The organism is Salmonella sp. NW38 (genome assembly GCF_051807745.1).
Taxonomy (GTDB): Bacteria; Pseudomonadota; Gammaproteobacteria; order Enterobacterales; family Enterobacteriaceae; genus Salmonella; species Salmonella enterica.
Genome location: NZ_JAMMTO010000011.1, coordinates 112,346 through 129,208, shown reverse-complemented (window position 1 = coordinate 129,208; position 16,863 = coordinate 112,346). Strand labels below are relative to the sequence as shown.

10 protein-coding genes are annotated in these 16,863 nt (G+C 54.6%); all 10 read left to right on the top strand.

The annotated features are described in order from the left end of the window. The first annotated feature begins 218 nt into the window (after positions 1-218). Complete coding sequence (gene rodZ / locus NA624_RS18730; protein ID WP_001090900.1) at positions 219-1,223, top strand: cytoskeleton protein RodZ; 1,005 nt, start codon at positions 219-221, stop codon at positions 1,221-1,223. A 26-nt stretch (positions 1,224-1,249) separates the two neighbouring features. After that, positions 1,250-2,368 carry a flavodoxin-dependent (E)-4-hydroxy-3-methylbut-2-enyl-diphosphate synthase gene (gene ispG, locus NA624_RS18725; RefSeq protein WP_000551832.1) on the top strand — a complete coding sequence of 373 codons (1,119 nt, stop codon included), beginning with the start codon at positions 1,250-1,252 and terminating at the stop codon, positions 2,366-2,368. A 110-nt stretch (positions 2,369-2,478) separates the two neighbouring features. Then, on the top strand, positions 2,479-3,753 hold the full coding sequence (hisS, locus tag NA624_RS18720; RefSeq protein ID WP_001107141.1) for a histidine--tRNA ligase: 1,275 nt from the start codon (positions 2,479-2,481) through the stop codon (positions 3,751-3,753). Positions 3,754-3,766: 13 nt separating this feature from the next. Continuing rightward, the gene (locus NA624_RS18715) at positions 3,767-4,387 is read left to right on the top strand and encodes a YfgM family protein (RefSeq protein WP_000409190.1); all 621 of its coding nucleotides are present in this window, start codon (positions 3,767-3,769) and stop codon (positions 4,385-4,387) included. 10 nt (positions 4,388-4,397) lie between these two features. Beyond that, positions 4,398-5,576, top strand: a complete 1,179-nt coding sequence (gene bamB / locus NA624_RS18710) for an outer membrane protein assembly factor BamB (protein ID WP_001177071.1) — start codon at positions 4,398-4,400, stop codon at positions 5,574-5,576. Positions 5,577-5,692: 116 nt separating this feature from the next. After that, positions 5,693-7,165, top strand: coding sequence for a ribosome biogenesis GTPase Der (der, locus tag NA624_RS18705; RefSeq protein ID WP_000249411.1), 1,473 nt, complete (start codon positions 5,693-5,695; stop codon positions 7,163-7,165). Between the two features lie 88 nt (positions 7,166-7,253). Further along, positions 7,254-7,475 carry a zinc ribbon domain-containing protein gene (locus NA624_RS18700; RefSeq protein ID WP_000406472.1) on the top strand — a complete coding sequence of 74 codons (222 nt, stop codon included), beginning with the start codon at positions 7,254-7,256 and terminating at the stop codon, positions 7,473-7,475. 346 nt (positions 7,476-7,821) lie between these two features. Next, positions 7,822-10,014, top strand: coding sequence for an intimin-like inverse autotransporter SinH (sinH, locus tag NA624_RS18695; RefSeq protein ID WP_000252235.1), 2,193 nt, complete (start codon positions 7,822-7,824; stop codon positions 10,012-10,014). A gap of 57 nt (positions 10,015-10,071) precedes the next feature. Then, positions 10,072-11,040 (top strand): SinI family autotransporter-associated protein, encoded by a 969-nt coding sequence (locus tag NA624_RS18690; RefSeq protein WP_001149057.1) that lies wholly within the window; start codon positions 10,072-10,074, stop codon positions 11,038-11,040. A 119-nt stretch (positions 11,041-11,159) separates the two neighbouring features. Next, positions 11,160-16,763, top strand: a complete 5,604-nt coding sequence (ratA, locus tag NA624_RS18685) for a DUF823/DUF824 repeat adhesin RatA (RefSeq protein WP_001081438.1) — start codon at positions 11,160-11,162, stop codon at positions 16,761-16,763. Positions 16,764-16,863 lie beyond the last annotated feature (100 nt).

Here is a 16,863-nt window from a genome sequence, read left to right as displayed (position 1 = left end):
CTGGTCAATAATAACGGTGCGTTTTTGTCGACTTTAAGGCAGTATGTAACGGTGCAACAAGAGTTTAGCCTTGTGTCTTACGCGGTTTTGTCATCTGCGGCCTGACAGGCTTATACTGTCTGACTAAGGTTAACTAACCTGATGTTTCGCGGTGTGGGCGGGCATTACGGCTCGTCGGCGCCTGAATCCTAATTTACACGTACCTGTAGCTGTAGCGAATGAATACTGAAGCCACGCACGACCAAAATGAAGCACAAACCACCGGCGTTCGTCTGCGCAATGCCCGTGAACAACTCGGACTCAGCCAGCAGGCTGTCGCTGAGCGACTTTGCCTGAAGGTTTCTACGGTACGCGATATTGAAGAAGATAAGGCGCCGTCCGATCTTGCTTCAACCTTCCTGCGCGGATATATCCGCTCATATGCGCGTCTGGTGCATGTTCCAGAAGAGGAACTGCTGCCGGGGCTGGAAAAACAGGCCCCGCTGCGCGCCGCCAAAGTCGCTCCGATGCAGAGTTTCTCGTTAGGAAAGCGTCGCAAAAAACGCGATGGCTGGTTAATGTCTTTTACCTGGCTGGTACTGTTTGTGGTCGTAGGGCTGACCGGCGCCTGGTGGTGGCAGAACCATAAGGCGCAGCAGGAAGAGATCACGACAATGGCCGATCAAAGCACGGCTGAACTGAACGCAGATAAAGACAGCGGCCAAAGCGTACCGCTGGACACCCGTGACGCGACAAGCCAGGATACGACGCCAGCGCAAACGGCTCCGGCTCCTGCGACGCCGGTTGATTCGACGGCGGCGACGCAAACGCCAGCGCCAACGGCAACGGCAACGCAAAATACGGTAGTCGCGCCTTCGCAGGCGAATGTCGATACGGCTGCGACATCTGCCGCGCCAGCGGCAACGGAAACGCCGTCCGCGCTGCCGACCAGTCAGGCTGGCGTAGCGGCGCCTGCTGCCGATCCGAACGCGCTGGTGATGAATTTTACCGCTGACTGCTGGCTAGAAGTCACTGACGCCACGGGTAAGAAGCTGTTTAGCGGTATGCAGCGTAAAGATGGTAATTTAAACCTAACCGGTCAGGCGCCTTATAAACTTAAAATTGGCGCGCCGGCCGCGGTGCAGATCCAGTATCAAGGAAAACCTGTCGATCTGAGCCGCTTTATCAGAACTAATCAGGTTGCGCGTCTGACCCTTAATGCCGAACCGACACCGGCGCAGTAACAGACGGGTAACGCGGGAGATTTTTCATGCATAACCAGGCTCCGATTCAACGTAGAAAATCGACACGTATTTACGTTGGGAATGTGCCGATTGGCGATGGCGCCCCCATCACCGTCCAGTCGATGACTAACACGCGTACCACTGACGTGGAAGCGACGGTTAATCAGATCAAAGCGCTGGAACGCGTTGGCGCAGATATTGTTCGTGTTTCTGTACCGACCATGGACGCCGCCGAAGCATTCAAGCTTATCAAACAGCAGGTTAACGTCCCGCTGGTTGCCGATATTCACTTCGACTACCGCATTGCGCTGAAAGTAGCGGAATACGGTGTTGACTGCTTGCGTATCAACCCCGGCAATATCGGTAACGAAGAACGCATTCGCATGGTGGTGGACTGCGCGCGCGACAAAAACATCCCTATTCGTATCGGCGTAAATGCCGGATCGCTGGAAAAAGATCTGCAGGAAAAATACGGTGAGCCGACGCCGCAGGCGCTGCTGGAATCAGCCATGCGCCATGTCGATCATCTCGATCGTCTCAACTTTGATCAGTTCAAAGTGAGCGTAAAAGCGTCCGATGTATTCCTTGCCGTTGAGTCTTATCGTTTGTTGGCTAAACAGATCGATCAGCCGCTGCATCTGGGGATCACCGAAGCGGGCGGCGCGCGTAGCGGGGCAGTCAAGTCGGCGATCGGTTTAGGTCTGCTGTTATCGGAAGGCATCGGCGACACGCTGCGCGTATCGTTGGCGGCCGACCCGGTGGAAGAGATCAAAGTCGGTTTCGATATCCTGAAGTCGCTGCGCATTCGCGCGCGCGGCATCAATTTCATCGCCTGCCCGACCTGTTCTCGCCAGGAGTTCGACGTTATCGGCACGGTGAACGCGCTGGAGCAGCGTCTGGAAGATATCATCACCCCGATGGACGTCTCGATCATCGGTTGCGTGGTGAACGGGCCGGGCGAAGCGCTGGTATCAACGCTGGGCGTGACGGGCGGCAATAAGAAAAGCGGCCTGTATGAAGACGGCGTGCGTAAGGACAGACTCGATAACGACGATATGATCGCGCAGCTTGAATCCCGTATTCGCGCGAAAGCAAGTCAACTTGATGAAGCGCGTCGGATTGACGTGCTGCAGGTTGAAAAATAAGAACGTGATGGGAAGCGGCGCGCTTCCCGTGTATGATTGAACCCGCATGGCTCCCGGTTCGTTCGGGGAAGCGCTGAGGGTTCATTTTTATATTCAGAAAGAGAATAAACGTGGCAAAAAACATTCAAGCCATTCGCGGCATGAACGATTATCTGCCTGGCGAAACCGCCATCTGGCAGCGCATTGAAGGCACACTCAAAAACGTGCTCGGCAGCTACGGTTACAGTGAAATCCGCTTGCCGATTGTAGAGCAGACCCCGTTATTCAAACGCGCGATCGGTGAAGTTACTGACGTGGTTGAAAAAGAGATGTACACCTTTGAGGATCGCAACGGCGATAGCCTGACATTGCGCCCTGAAGGTACGGCGGGCTGTGTACGCGCCGGCATCGAACATGGTCTCCTGTACAATCAGGAACAGCGTTTGTGGTATATCGGCCCGATGTTCCGTCATGAGCGTCCGCAAAAAGGCCGCTACCGTCAGTTCCACCAGCTAGGCGCCGAAGTCTTCGGCTTACAAGGCCCGGATATTGACGCGGAGCTGATTATGCTGACCGCACGCTGGTGGCGCGCGCTGGGCATCGCTGAACACGTTAGCCTGGAGCTGAACTCTATTGGTTCGTTAGAGGCGCGTGCGAACTATCGCGATGCGCTGGTCGCGTTCCTCGAACAGCATCAAGAGACGCTGGACGAAGACTGCAAACGCCGCATGTATACCAATCCGCTGCGCGTGCTGGATTCAAAAAATCCGGACGTGCAGGCGCTGCTCAACGACGCGCCCGCTCTCGGCGACTATCTTGATGACGATTCACGCGAGCACTTTGCCGGCCTGTGTAAATTGCTGGACGCGGCGGGGATTGCCTACACCGTCAACCAGCGTCTGGTACGCGGTCTGGATTACTACAACCGCACCGTATTTGAATGGGTAACAAACAGTCTGGGGTCACAAGGCACCGTCTGTGCGGGTGGTCGTTATGACGGTCTGGTGGAACAACTGGGCGGTCGCGCTACCCCGGCAGTGGGCTTTGCGATGGGCCTGGAACGACTTGTTTTGTTAGTTCAGGCAGTTAATCCGGAATTTATTGCCTCTCCTGTTGTCGATATATACCTGGTAGCTGCCGGCGCACAAACGCAGTCTGCGGCAATGACGCTGGCGGAGCGGCTGCGCGATGAAATGCCAGGCGTGAAGCTAATGACAAACCACGGCGGCGGCAACTTTAAGAAACAGTTTGCCCGCGCCGATAAGTGGGGCGCCCGTATTGCACTGGTTCTTGGCGAATCTGAAGTCGCCGATGGAACTGTTGTAGTGAAGGATTTGCGCTCCGGTGAGCAAACGGCAGTGGCGCAGGACAGCGTCGCCGCGCATTTGCGCACTTTATTGGGCTAAGGAGAAGGACAGCGTGGAAATTTACGAGAACGAACACGACCAGGTGGATGCGATTAAACGCTTCTTTGCCGAAAACGGCAAAGCGCTGGCTGTCGGAGTGATTTTAGGGGTTGGCGCGCTGGTTGGCTGGCGTTACTGGAGCAGCCATCAGACGGAGTCCGCGCGTGCTGCTTCTCTGGCGTATCAAAATGCGGTGACGGCGGTAAGCGCCGATAAGCCGGATAGCATTCCGGCCGCTGAAAAATTCGCGGCTGAGAATAAAAATACCTATGGTGCGCTGGCGTCTATGGAACTGGCGCAGCAGTTTGTGGATAAGAATGAACTTAAAAAAGCCGAAGCCCAGTTGCAGCAGGGGTTGGCGGCCACCAGCGATGAAAATCTCAAAGCGGTGATTAATCTGCGTCTCGCTCGCGTTCAGTTGCAGCTTAAGCAAGCTGATGCCGCGCTGAAAACTCTGGATGCCGTTAAAGGCGAAGGATGGACGGCCATTGTCGCGGATTTGCGCGGCGAAGCGTTGCTGAGTAAGGGTGATAAAAAAGGCGCGCGCAGCGCATGGGAAGCGGGCGTCAATAGCGATGCTTCTCCGGCGTTGAGCGAAATGATGCAGATGAAAATCAATAATTTGTCCATCTGAGAGGGACCCGATGCAATTGCGTAAATTACTTCTGCCAGGGTTGCTTTCCGTTACCCTGCTCAGCGGCTGTTCACTGTTTAGCGGCGAAGAAGATGTCGTCAAGATGTCTCCATTACCGCAAGTTGAAAACCAGTTTACCCCGACCACTGTCTGGAGTACCTCTGTCGGTAACGGAATTGGCGAATTTTATTCTAACCTTCATCCGGTAATGGCAGATAACGTGGTCTATGCAGCCGATCGCGCGGGCGTGGTAAAAGCGCTCAATGCGGATGATGGCAAAGAGATCTGGTCTGTGAATCTGGGCGAGAAAGACGGCTGGTTCTCTCGTTCGTCCGCGCTGTTGTCCGGCGGCGTCACGGTCGCGGGCGGTCACGTCTACATCGGCAGTGAAAAGGCCGAGGTTTATGCGCTGAATACCAGCGACGGTACCACAGCATGGCAGACGAAGGTCGCAGGCGAAGCGTTGTCTCGCCCGGTTGTCAGTGATGGAATCGTCCTTATCCATACCAGCAACGGTCAGTTGCAGGCGCTAAATCAGGCGGATGGCGCCATTAAATGGACGGTGAACCTGGATATGCCTTCGCTATCACTGCGCGGCGAATCTGCGCCGGCAACCGCGTTCGGCGCGGCTATCGTTGGTGGTGATAATGGCCGCGTCAGCGCCGTGTTGATGCAACAAGGGCAGATGATTTGGCAACAGCGTATCTCCCAGGCCACTGGCCCAACGGAAATTGACCGTCTGAGCGACGTTGATACCACGCCGGTTGTGGTAAACGGCGTCGTTTACGCGTTGGCGTATAATGGTAACTTAACGGCGCTGGATCTGCGCAGTGGTCAGATTATGTGGAAACGCGAGCTGGGTTCGGTCAATGACTTTATCGTCGACGGCGACCGTATCTACCTGGTCGATCAGAACGATCGCGTGCTGGCGCTGACCACTGACGGCGGCGTAACGCTGTGGACGCAAAGTGATCTGCTGCACCGTTTGCTGACCTCCCCGGTACTGTATAATGGTGATTTAGTCGTCGGCGATAGCGAAGGTTATCTGCACTGGATTGATGTTGATGACGGGCGTTTTGTGGCCCAACAAAAAGTAGACAGTTCCGGTTTTCTGACCGAACCGACGGTGGCGGATGGTAAACTGCTCATCCAGGCCAAAGACGGTACGGTCTACGCGATTACGCGTTAATCGTCACGGTTGTGCGTTTTAAAAAACGGCTCCTGGTGTAGGGGCCGTTTTCCTGTTTTTAACAATGGCGCAAAATGCGCGCGTTGTCTGATGATTTTTTTAATGAGGCTTTAAACATGGTACCTGTGGTCGCGCTTGTCGGGCGCCCTAACGTCGGAAAATCCACGCTATTTAACCGTCTGACCCGCACCCGAGATGCGCTGGTTGCGGATTTCCCGGGTCTGACTCGTGACCGTAAGTACGGTCGTGCGGAGGTTGAAGGCCGCGAGTTTATCTGTATCGACACCGGCGGTATTGACGGCACCGAAGATGGCGTCGAAACGCGGATGGCGGAACAGTCGCTGCTGGCGATTGAAGAAGCGGATGTGGTGTTATTCATGGTAGATGCGCGCGCTGGCCTGATGCCGGCGGATGAAGCGATTGCCAAACATCTGCGTTCCCGTGAAAAACCGACCTTCCTGGTGGCGAATAAAACGGATGGTCTCGATCCCGATCAGGCGGTTGTCGATTTTTACTCGCTGGGGTTAGGCGAAATTTACCCTATCGCCGCCTCACATGGTCGCGGCGTATTGAGCCTGCTGGAACATGTGCTTCTGCCGTGGATGGATGATGTCGCGCCGCAGGAAGAGGTGGATGAAGACGCGGAATACTGGGCGCAGTTCGAGGCGGAACAAAATGGCGAAGAAGCGCCGGAAGATGATTTTGACCCGCAAAGCCTGCCGATAAAGCTGGCGATTGTCGGTCGCCCGAACGTAGGTAAGTCCACACTCACTAACCGTATTCTCGGCGAAGAGCGCGTGGTGGTATACGATATGCCGGGCACCACTCGCGACAGCATTTATATCCCGATGGAACGCGACGAACGGGAATACGTGCTGATTGACACGGCGGGGGTGCGTAAGCGCGGAAAAATCACCGATGCGGTAGAAAAGTTCTCGGTGATTAAAACGTTGCAGGCGATTGAAGACGCTAACGTCGTACTGTTGGTTATCGATGCGCGCGAGGGGATCTCCGACCAGGATTTGTCTCTGCTGGGCTTTATCCTCAATAGTGGGCGCTCACTCGTTATCGTAGTCAACAAATGGGATGGCCTGAGCCAGGAAGTCAAAGAGCAGGTGAAAGAGACGTTGGATTTCCGTTTGGGCTTTATTGATTTTGCCCGCGTTCATTTTATCTCTGCGCTACACGGCAGCGGCGTTGGCAACCTGTTTGAGTCCGTACGCGAGGCTTACGACAGTTCCACTCGCCGGGTGAGCACTGCGATGCTGACCCGTATCATGACGATGGCGGTGGAAGATCATCAGCCGCCGCTGGTGCGCGGTCGCCGTGTGAAACTGAAATATGCCCACGCTGGCGGCTATAACCCGCCGATTGTGGTTATTCACGGCAACCAGGTAAAAGATCTGCCAGACTCCTATAAGCGCTATCTGATGAACTACTTCCGCAAGTCGTTGGAAGTGATGGGGACGCCGATTCGCATTCAGTTTAAAGAAGGGGAGAACCCGTATGCGAACAAGCGTAACACACTGACGCCAACGCAAATGCGCAAACGTAAGCGTCTGATGAAACATATCAAGAAAAGCAAGTAATGCTTTTTCAGTAATATTCCAGGCCTGACAAGCGCTGCGCTATCAGGCCTTTCAAGTAAAAGTGAGTCACGCGCCTGAGGAGAATGTTATGGAAATAACCTGTCCCGTTTGCCATCACGCGCTGGAGCGCAATGGCGATACAGCGCATTGCGAGACATGCGCTAACGATTTCTCGTTACAGGCAATTTGTCCTGACTGCCGCCAGCCGTTACAGGTTTTGAAAGCCTGCGGCGCAGTGGACTATTTTTGCCAGAATGGTCATGGTTTAATTTCAAAAAAACGGGTTAACTTCGTCATTTCCGATCAATAAAACCGCTGTCGACGTTGCGCCGCAGAGCAGAGGCGCCGACGTCTTATCCGGCTAAGGACAAAAGCGTTATTCGATACTCCCGTAATATCAGCATCGTATCCTGCCCGGTAGCTATTTTATTCTTTTTATTTATTCAACTATTTATAGGGGATATTATTTCCGAAAATTAATATTAGAAATAAATAATAGCTTTCTTTTTTATTTATTATATCAATATTATAAATCTGTTTCATATTAAACTTTTCTTTTTAGGAATATATTTAGGTCTGTTAGTTATGATTCCATCTGAATCATCCATATAATATCTTTTCATAGCGGCGTGTTTATTTAACGACAGGGATATCATATGGTGCGAAGGATTCGCATTCTGGTTTTGCTATTAGTGTCTGGAGTATCAGTTGCGGCTTCCGGCGCAGATAACTCTGTATCTGCAAATGATGAAAGCCACTCCTCCCTGCCTGATTTAGCCAGCGAATCCGCGAAAAAAGAAGAACAGGAAAATAAAGGAAAGACCTTTAAAGAACAGGGCGCTGACTACTTTATTAATTCCGCCACCCAGGGCTTTGATAATCTCACTCCGGAAGCGCTGGAATCCCAGGCGCGCGGTTATATTCAAGGGCAAGTCACGTCTTCTGCGCAATCCTATCTCGAAGGTATGCTTTCGCCTTATGGTAAAGTGCGCACCAGTTTATCTATTGGCGAAGGCGGCGATCTGGACGGCAGTTCGCTGGATTATTTTATTCCCTGGTATGATAACCAGAGCACGCTTTTCTTTAGCCAGATTTCGGCTCAGCGTAAGGAAGACCGCACCATTGGTAACGTTGGGCTTGGCGTTCGCCAGAACGTCGGCAACTGGCTGCTTGGCGGCAACGCATTCTATGACTACGATTTTACGCGCGGTCACCGTCGATTAGGCCTGGGAACCGAAGCCTGGACGGATTACCTGAAATTCTCCGGCAACTATTACCATCCTCTTTCTGACTGGAAAGATTCCAAAGATTTCGACTTTTATGAAGAACGACCCGCGCGCGGCTGGGATATCCGCATGGAAAGCTGGCTGCCGTTTTATCCGCAGCTTGGCGCTAAATTAGTTTATGAACAGTACTACGGCGATGAAGTGGCGCTGTTTGGCACCGATAACCTGCAAAAAGATCCTCATGCCGTTACCGTCGGACTAAATTACACGCCGGTACCGCTGGTCACGGTTGGTACGGATTACAAAGCCGGTACTGGCGATAGTAACGATTTTAGCGTTAACGCGACTGTGAACTACCAGATAGGCACGCCGCTGGCGGCGCAGCTCGATCCAGAAAACGTTAAAATTCAGCACTCCTTAATGGGCAGCCGCACCGATTTTGTCGATCGTAACAATTTCATCGTTCTCGAATATCGCGAGAAAGATCCGCTGGACGTTACGTTGTGGCTGAAGGCCGACGCCACCAACGAACACCCGGAATGCGTGATTGAAGATACGCCTGAGGCCGCGGTGGGTCTGGAAAAATGCAAATGGACTGTCAACGCGCTGATTAACCACCATTACAAAATTATTTCTGCTTCCTGGCAGGCGAAAAACAACGCCGCCCGTACGCTGGTGATGCCGGTAGTAAAAGCTAATGCGTTAACCGAAGGTAACAACAACCGCTGGAATCTGGTGCTTCCTGCCTGGGTTAACGCCGATACCGAAGAGCAGCGCACCGCCCTGAACACCTGGAAAGTACGCATGACGCTGGAAGACGAAAAGGGCAATAAGCAGAACTCCGGCGTGGTTGAAATCACCGTCCAGCAGGATCGCAAAATTGAACTGATCGTCGACAACATTGCCGATACCGATCGCAGCGATCACAGCCATGAAGCCAGCGCGCTGGCCGATGGCGAAGACGGCGTGGTGATGGATCTCCTGATCACCGATTCCTTTGGCGACGCCACGGATCGCAATGGTAACGAACTGGTGGACGATGCCATGACGCCCGTGTTGTACGACAGCAATGATAAAAAAGTCACCCTGGCCCAGACGCCCTGCACTACGGAAACCCCCTGCGTGTTTATTGCCAGCCGTGACAAAGAAGCGGGGACGGTGACGCTTTCCAGCACCCTGCCGGGCACTTTCCGCTGGAAGGCGAAAGCAGACGCCTATGGCGACAGTAACTACGTTGATGTCACTTTTATCGGCGACAACCTGAGCGCGCTGAATGCGGTGATTTATCAGGTCAAAGCCGCCAACCCTGTCAACCTTATCGGCAAAGAAGATAAGCACCCTACGGTCAATAATGCTTACCGTTTCCTGCTGTGGCGCGACAAGAATAAAGACAATGTTTTTCAGATGTCCGAGCAGCTCACGGAAGAAGAGATGGCGCTGTACGACTACCAGTGGGAGTTTACCGGGCAGAGTACAAACGGACATACCGGCGCGCTGGCCAACACCATGAATGAAGATCTTGTCCTGCCAGTAACCAACAAAGAGGCGGCGCAGAAGTTTGCCGCCAATGAGGAAGATGGCGTTCAGGGTTACGGCATACGCGTTACGTATAGCCAGAAATAGCGTCAGCGTTGTGGCTGACCAGCCAGCCGCTGAATTTTGAGAAAAAGGAGAGTCTGAATGCAAGCAACAGTAAAACGGCGGCTGACGAAGGTCGCTTTAGCATTAGTAGTTGCCGGGTATTGCGCCGCGCCAGCGGTGGCGGCAAACGGTAATCTGAAATCGGGGCAGTGGCAGATTGTCTCTGAACAGACGGGCACCATTCAGGGTACGGTGCCGTGGATTACCCGTGCGGCGGATAAAACTGCGGATACCGATAAAGATCACGTAACGGTAACTATCGATCGCGGCGATCGTAAAATTGTGACCGAAGGCGATAAGCAGTTCCACGTTGGCGATAAGGTCACGGTGAACTGGGCGATTGGCGATACGGAAGGCGACCTGGATACCGACAACGCCGCCACGAAATTGACGGTACAGTGGATGAGATACAGCGACCAGAATGGTAGCAATCCCGAAGAGATTGGCACCAAAGGTAGCGATACCTATGAAATTCAGGCGGGTGACGCCGACCACTATATCGGTATCAAAATCACGCCAACCACCACCACCGGTGATCCTGCCGTGGCAGCTGAACTGCTGTTGAAAGACCTGTCGACCGATGCGGGCGGTGGTGCGGATGGTGACGATATTCCGGAAGGTCCGGTGGTGGATGAAAACGTCCATGTGGTTATCTACGAGTCTGGCTCAACCACCAACCTGCTGGGTACTTCTACTCCGCTCAAAACCAACACAACTTATAAGGTTCTGTTGTGGAAAGATAAAGAGGGTGGTACGGCAGGTAAATACGATACCGGTGAAGAGGTTACCAGCCAGTACGACTACCGCTGGAAATTCGTCGGCACCAGTAAAATTGCAGGTACCGGTACTGGCGGTATCGTCAACGAAAGCTGGAACGATAAAGACCTTGTCATCCCTGTCACCAACGCCGAAGCGAAAACGGCGTTCGAGGGCGCGGAAGGCGGCGTTACCGTGGGCTCCGACGGTGTCCAGGGCTTTGGTTTGTCCATCAACTACAGACGCAAATAAGTTGTCCTCAACATACCACTCCCCGCGGGGAGTGGTATTTTCCGCGCACTTTGCTTAGCTGCACGCTAAGCAAAGTGGGTTGAATCACGACAGAGAATGAATACGGGTGGCTATCGCTCATGAACAGGAATCGGCAAGTGAATAAAGTGGTACATTTCTTACTGACATTACTGATCATGTTTGCAGTGTCGATCGCGCCTGCGCAGGCGTTATTGAAGGGCGGGACCTGGCAAGAGCTGAACTCGACGACCGGCGCGGTTAACGGCACCGCGCCGCTGGCCGACGGTGCCACTATTCCCCTGTATCAGGGAAGTATGCTGCTTGACCCTACCAAGACCTACGATATCGAGTTTACCGCCATGCCGCGCGATTTTAGCGCTGATGCCTCCTCAACCTCGATGCGTGCGGTCAACTCCACCGATACGGAAGGCGATCTCTTTACCGATCCGCCCTCCATCGCCTGGGAAAATCAAGAACCGCCGACCATGAGTCTGGTATGGGCCGATGCCGCCACGCCGGATACGCCGCTCTCGCCGCAGCCGATTCTTAACCAGACCTTTTGCGCCCAAAACCTCGCCGGGCGGCAACTGGTGGCCTGGGCGCAGGTGGAAGATGAAACGAACGTTCCCGCGCTGTGGCTCTATACCCGTACCGGGGTGCCGAACAATGCGGTCATTCCGCTACTTAGCCCGAAAGTGACGCTGAATATCAAACCGGCGGTGAGCGATCCTGTTTCTGTGAGCGGCGATCATATTGACGCCAACTTTGCAGCCTCGAAAGTCAAAGCGGGGGAGAGCATTACCCTCACTGTCTCCACCAAAGCCTGTAATGGCGACGTGGCGCCGAATGCTGCCTTCGTGATCCGTCGCGAGGATGCAATAAATCGCCAGGGCATGGTCAATAACGCTAACCCGGTGCGCGTTGGCGATACCGAGTTAACGACTACGCAAACAGAATATCACGGTGTAACGGACGGGCAGGGCAACGCCACGGTGGTGGTGACGCAAGAGCAAGGTCCGGGGGTAAAAACACGACTCATCGTCTCTTCGCAAAGCTATCCCACGCTGACCGACAATGTCGACGTCATTTTCACTACCATCACCAGTCCTGACAGTGATAAGGCCAACATGTACGGTCATATGCTTGAGAACGCCACGGCGACGCTGAACGGTACGACCTACACTTTCACCCGCCCGAAACTGGCGGCGGAAACCAGCGGAAATGGCGGCACCGTTGTGGACACCAACGAAACCTGGGCGCAGTTTACCTGGAGTGGCGCGGATAACCATTGCGACATTCTGCCGGATGCCGAACAACTGGTGGCGCTAAGGCATGAGCATAGTGCGTTGGCAACGTACACCGGCTGGCCGGTGACGGGCGATGCGGAATACTGGTCGTCAACCAAAGATCAGATAAACGACTACCACGCTGCCGTGCATATGAACAGCGCGTCGGTCGTCAGGGCCGCCAACAGCGACACGCTACTGGTCAGTTGTGTGGATAAGGCCCAGCCTGCGGCGCATCCGCAGATAACGCTCTCTCCAGAGGGGCCGTATAAAGCACAGGTGGGGGAATCGATTGATTTAGTGATGACCGTTGTGGATCGCGACACGCAAAAGCCGCTGCCTTATCGCTATATGGAGCTGTTCATTGACCCTGCGAAAAACCGCAAAGGAGAGCATCAGGACGCGTGGGATAACCAACGGGTTACAATCAACACCGAAGATATGCGCGCCTCGTCGCCGGAACACTATACCGGTGTGACCGACGCCAACGGCCAGGTACACCTGACGTTAAAACACGACAGCGGCCTGGGCGTAGAAACGCCCATCCGCATCGTGATGCCGGATGATGAAGGCGGCAGCATCGAGTTGCCCTTTAGCGTAATTTTCACCGTGATAACCAGCCCGGATGTGGACGGCGCCAACATGTGGGGCCATATGCAGGGCGTGGTGGACGCGGGCAACCTGTATAGACGCCCGCTGCTGGCGGTGGAAACCAGCCACAAAGACGGCCAGTTCAGCGAAAACAACGAAGAGTGGGCGACGTTTAATTCAGTGGAAAAAGCCACCGCGCAGTGCGGCATCGGCCAGGTGCCGGATCAGTCATCGCTGGCACATTTATACAGCGAACATGCTGGCGGCAAGATGGAAAGCGAACATGGCTGGCCAACCGAAGACTATTACATCGCCGCGGACAGCGACGCCTCGGGAACGGCGCACGTCAACCTTGAAAACGGCGATAGCGGTAAATTTACCAATCAACCGAACTACCTGACCTGCTCGGCCAACGAAATGGTGGCGGTGCTGGACGTCTACTTCAACGATGACCCGGCGACCAAAAACAGCGATATGGTTGCCAAAGTGGGTGAACAGATTAAGCTGAACATTCATTCGCGCAACGCCCTCAACGGCATGCCGATCGCCTATACCGACTTCACCGTCACCATGGCGAACGGCAAACGGCGCGACGGGCTGACGACCGGTTTTACCGACACCAGCAATGGCCAGATGCTGTTTGATGACGTGGGCTACCTTGCCGGGCAGGCTTATCATGGGATCACCGACGCCAACGGCGATGCGACCATTATCCTCACCCAGCCGAAGGGAGTAGGGCTGCTGACGCCGTTAAGCATTGCGCCCGTCGATTCATTAATCAGCACGCCCGTTTCCCGCAGCGTGAAGTTTACCGTCGCCACCAGCCCGGATACGCCAAAAGCCAAAATGTGGGGCCATATGGCTGATACCATCACCGTCGGCGATCTGACCTTTGAGCGGCCTAAGCTGGCGGATGAAGTGACGCCGGAACGTACTCAGGCTGAGGCTAACGAAACCTGGGCGCGCGTTCTGCACCCTGACGCGGCGGGCAACCCGGATAAGGGCGGCTGCGCGGCGAACCGCCTGCCGCGCATCGATCAGCTTGAGGCGTTGTACAACGCCAACAGCGACGGCGTGATGAAAAGCACCCAGGGTTGGCCGACGCTGCTTAACTACTGGTCTTCGACCTTCCAGAGCGCTACCACGTGGAAACTGATCTCGCTGTTTAGCGGCAGTGAATTCGCCAACGCCAACGTCTCCATTTACGCCAGCTGTCTGGCCAGCGATAACCCGGCGGCGGCCTCGATTACCATTGAACCGGTGGATGCGTCGCAGTGGTACGATGGCAGCGGCGTTCACGCGGTCAAAGCGAAAAAAGGCGACACGATGCAACTGAAGGTGACGGTGAAGGACGCCAGCGGCAACCCGATCCCGGAAGCGCCGTTTGTGCTCACCCGCGGCGACGGTTACGATCGCAGGGGCGAGAAGTACACCGCCAGTGAGGGCAACGATCAGCAAGGCATCGTCACGCCCGTGGTGATCGATGGCGAATCCCTGGCCTGGACCACCACCAAAATGGGGATGCTGACCGGCGCTGACGGCACCCGCATCATCAGCGTTACCCGCCCGGACACACACGGCACCCGAACGGCCATTATCGCCGCGCTGTATGAAAATGCCGCCGTGAGCGCCAGCATTGACACCATCTTTACCGTCATCACCAGCCCGGATGTCGACGTTGCCCGCATGTGGGGGCATATGTTGCCGTCGCTCACGGCGGCGGATGGCGCGGAGTATCAGCGTCCACAGCTCTACGCTGAATTAGCCAATCAGGCAAGTGCCGCGCAATATACCGAAGACAACGAAATCTGGGCGGGGCTTTATGGGCCAGACAGTTCAAAAACCGACCCCGCTGTTAACTGCGCTGCGGGCTATTTCCCTTCCGTCGAGGCGCTGGATTCGCTCTACAGCAAATACCCAAACCGCACGATAAAAACCGCCCAGGGCTGGCCGATCAACCGTTCTTACTGGAGCGGTTCCAGTTCCGGGTCGTTAACCGGCGGAAAGCCCCGATCCTATTACATTGTCGATCTGGATGATGATTCGCGCCGGGGCGTCGTTAATGACGGTGTGAACGACAGGCAATACCAAATTTGCGCAACGACGCCGAAGACGCAGGCTACGCAAATTACGCTCACCTCCACGCTGGCGACGGATGACACTATTCAGGCGGTGAAGGCTAAAAACAGTGAGTCGATCCCACTGCTCGTCACCACCACCGATGCGGCGGGTAATCCGGTGCCTTATACGACGTTTTCGCTTAAGCGCGACGCCGGGACGCCGCGTAAAGCTGACTACCCGTTTACCAACAGCTACACCATGACGATGACGCAGTCTGGTGGCGCGACGCAAGAGTTTGCCTACAGTTCATCGGTTCTTTATGGGGCGACCGGGGCGAACGGTACGTTGGCCCTTTCGCTTGACGAACCTGGCGGAGTCGGGGTGAAAAGCGTGGTGACTGCCAGCCTGTATGATACGCCGACAGTAACCTCGTCGCTGCCGGCAGTGTTTACCGTCATCACCAGCCCGAACAGCGACAAGGCCAATATGTACGGCCATATGCCGGAAACCTTCACCGCCAGCAACGGCGCGGAGTTTATGCGCCCGCTGCTGTATGGCGAACTCTCATCGCAGAATCATACGTCGAGTTACTTCGAAACCAATGAAACCTGGTTTACGGTGAATAATTTTAATACCGGGAATTATGGCGCGTGCCCGATAAATCAGATGGCCACGCAGGATGATCTCCAGTCGCTGTACCGCGATCACCCCAAAGGTAAGATCACGACCGACATTGGATTACCCATCAAGAAAAAATGGTGGGCAGGCGACAGCCTGGTAAAAAATCAATCCATTTACTGGCAATTTACCGATCTCAATACGGGTAATGGCGGCACCACGTTGGAAACTCCGGGGAATTTCTATTACCAGCTCTGTCTGACGGAACCGCGACAGATGAAGATTGCGTTATCTACGGACGTGTGGAACGCGGATAAATCGGCGGCGGTGGCGAAAACAGGCGAGGCGATACCGATGACGGTAACGGTGACTAACGGCGCCGGGCAGCCGCAGGCGGGGGCGACGCTTATGCTGACGCGTGATTACTCTTATTCGCGTGGCACGGTGGATAGCAAATACATTCAGGCCGGTGTGATTGGCGAGCCGGTTGCGTCCAAAGGCGCGTTATCAGACATGACCCTGACGCCGGTATCGCCTGCGGGTGCGGCAGTGGTGTTTAATAACCAGAGGGGAACCAGCACGAAATGGTATGGCGTCACCGGCGATGACGGTAAGTTGCGGTTCACGTTAAACCAGGATAAATCGCTGGGTTTGAGAACATCCATCACGGCGACGCTTTCGGAGCTGGCTGGCGAGACGGCGAGCGTCGATGCGATCTTTACGGTACCAACCAGCCCGGATACGCCGTATGCGTCATACTGGGGCCATATGCCGGATACCGTTGAGGTTAACGGCGTTACGCTGCGCCGCCCATTCCTGAAAACAGAGATGTCCAAAATGCCGCCAGGCACCTGGCCGCTTAATAATGAAACCTGGGCGGCGAACTATATTGATTATGGTGAAACATCCATTCATGCTACGACATCGCTGCCTTATCTTTGCGGCTCGCTGGAAAACGCCGCGACGCTGGACGATCTGAAGGCGCTGAAGAACATCATTGGCGACCTGCACTGGCCTACGGCTGCGCCGGCGTCGTCGTATACATATGACTATGCATCGCAAACGATGGTTGGCGGTAAGTATTGCTCATTTAACGAAACGACCAATACGGAAAACTGTACGCTTTCAAGTCAAGGTTTTGCTTATGCCTCGTGCCGGGTGCAGTAGGTTGGGTGAGGCGCGCCCAACCTGTGTATCCCTTGTGGCTGGCGTTGTGCCGGTCGCGATGCATTTTTAATTCCTTGTATTAATGGAATGAGCTGCAACG

Excerpts from the sequence above, each read along its gene's own strand:
- ratA (WP_001081438.1), top strand. The coding sequence starts at position 11,160 with ATGAACAGGAATCGGCAAGTGAATAAAGTGGTACATTTCTTACTGACA.
- der (WP_000249411.1), top strand. The coding sequence starts at position 5,693 with ATGGTACCTGTGGTCGCGCTTGTCGGGCGCCCTAACGTCGGAAAATCC.
- ispG (WP_000551832.1), top strand. The coding sequence starts at position 1,250 with ATGCATAACCAGGCTCCGATTCAACGTAGAAAATCGACACGTATTTAC.
- NA624_RS18690 (WP_001149057.1), top strand. The coding sequence starts at position 10,072 with ATGCAAGCAACAGTAAAACGGCGGCTGACGAAGGTCGCTTTAGCATTA.
- sinH (WP_000252235.1), top strand. The coding sequence starts at position 7,822 with ATGGTGCGAAGGATTCGCATTCTGGTTTTGCTATTAGTGTCTGGAGTA.
- NA624_RS18700 (WP_000406472.1), top strand. The coding sequence starts at position 7,254 with ATGGAAATAACCTGTCCCGTTTGCCATCACGCGCTGGAGCGCAATGGC.
- rodZ (WP_001090900.1), top strand. The coding sequence starts at position 219 with ATGAATACTGAAGCCACGCACGACCAAAATGAAGCACAAACCACCGGC.
- bamB (WP_001177071.1), top strand. The coding sequence starts at position 4,398 with ATGCAATTGCGTAAATTACTTCTGCCAGGGTTGCTTTCCGTTACCCTG.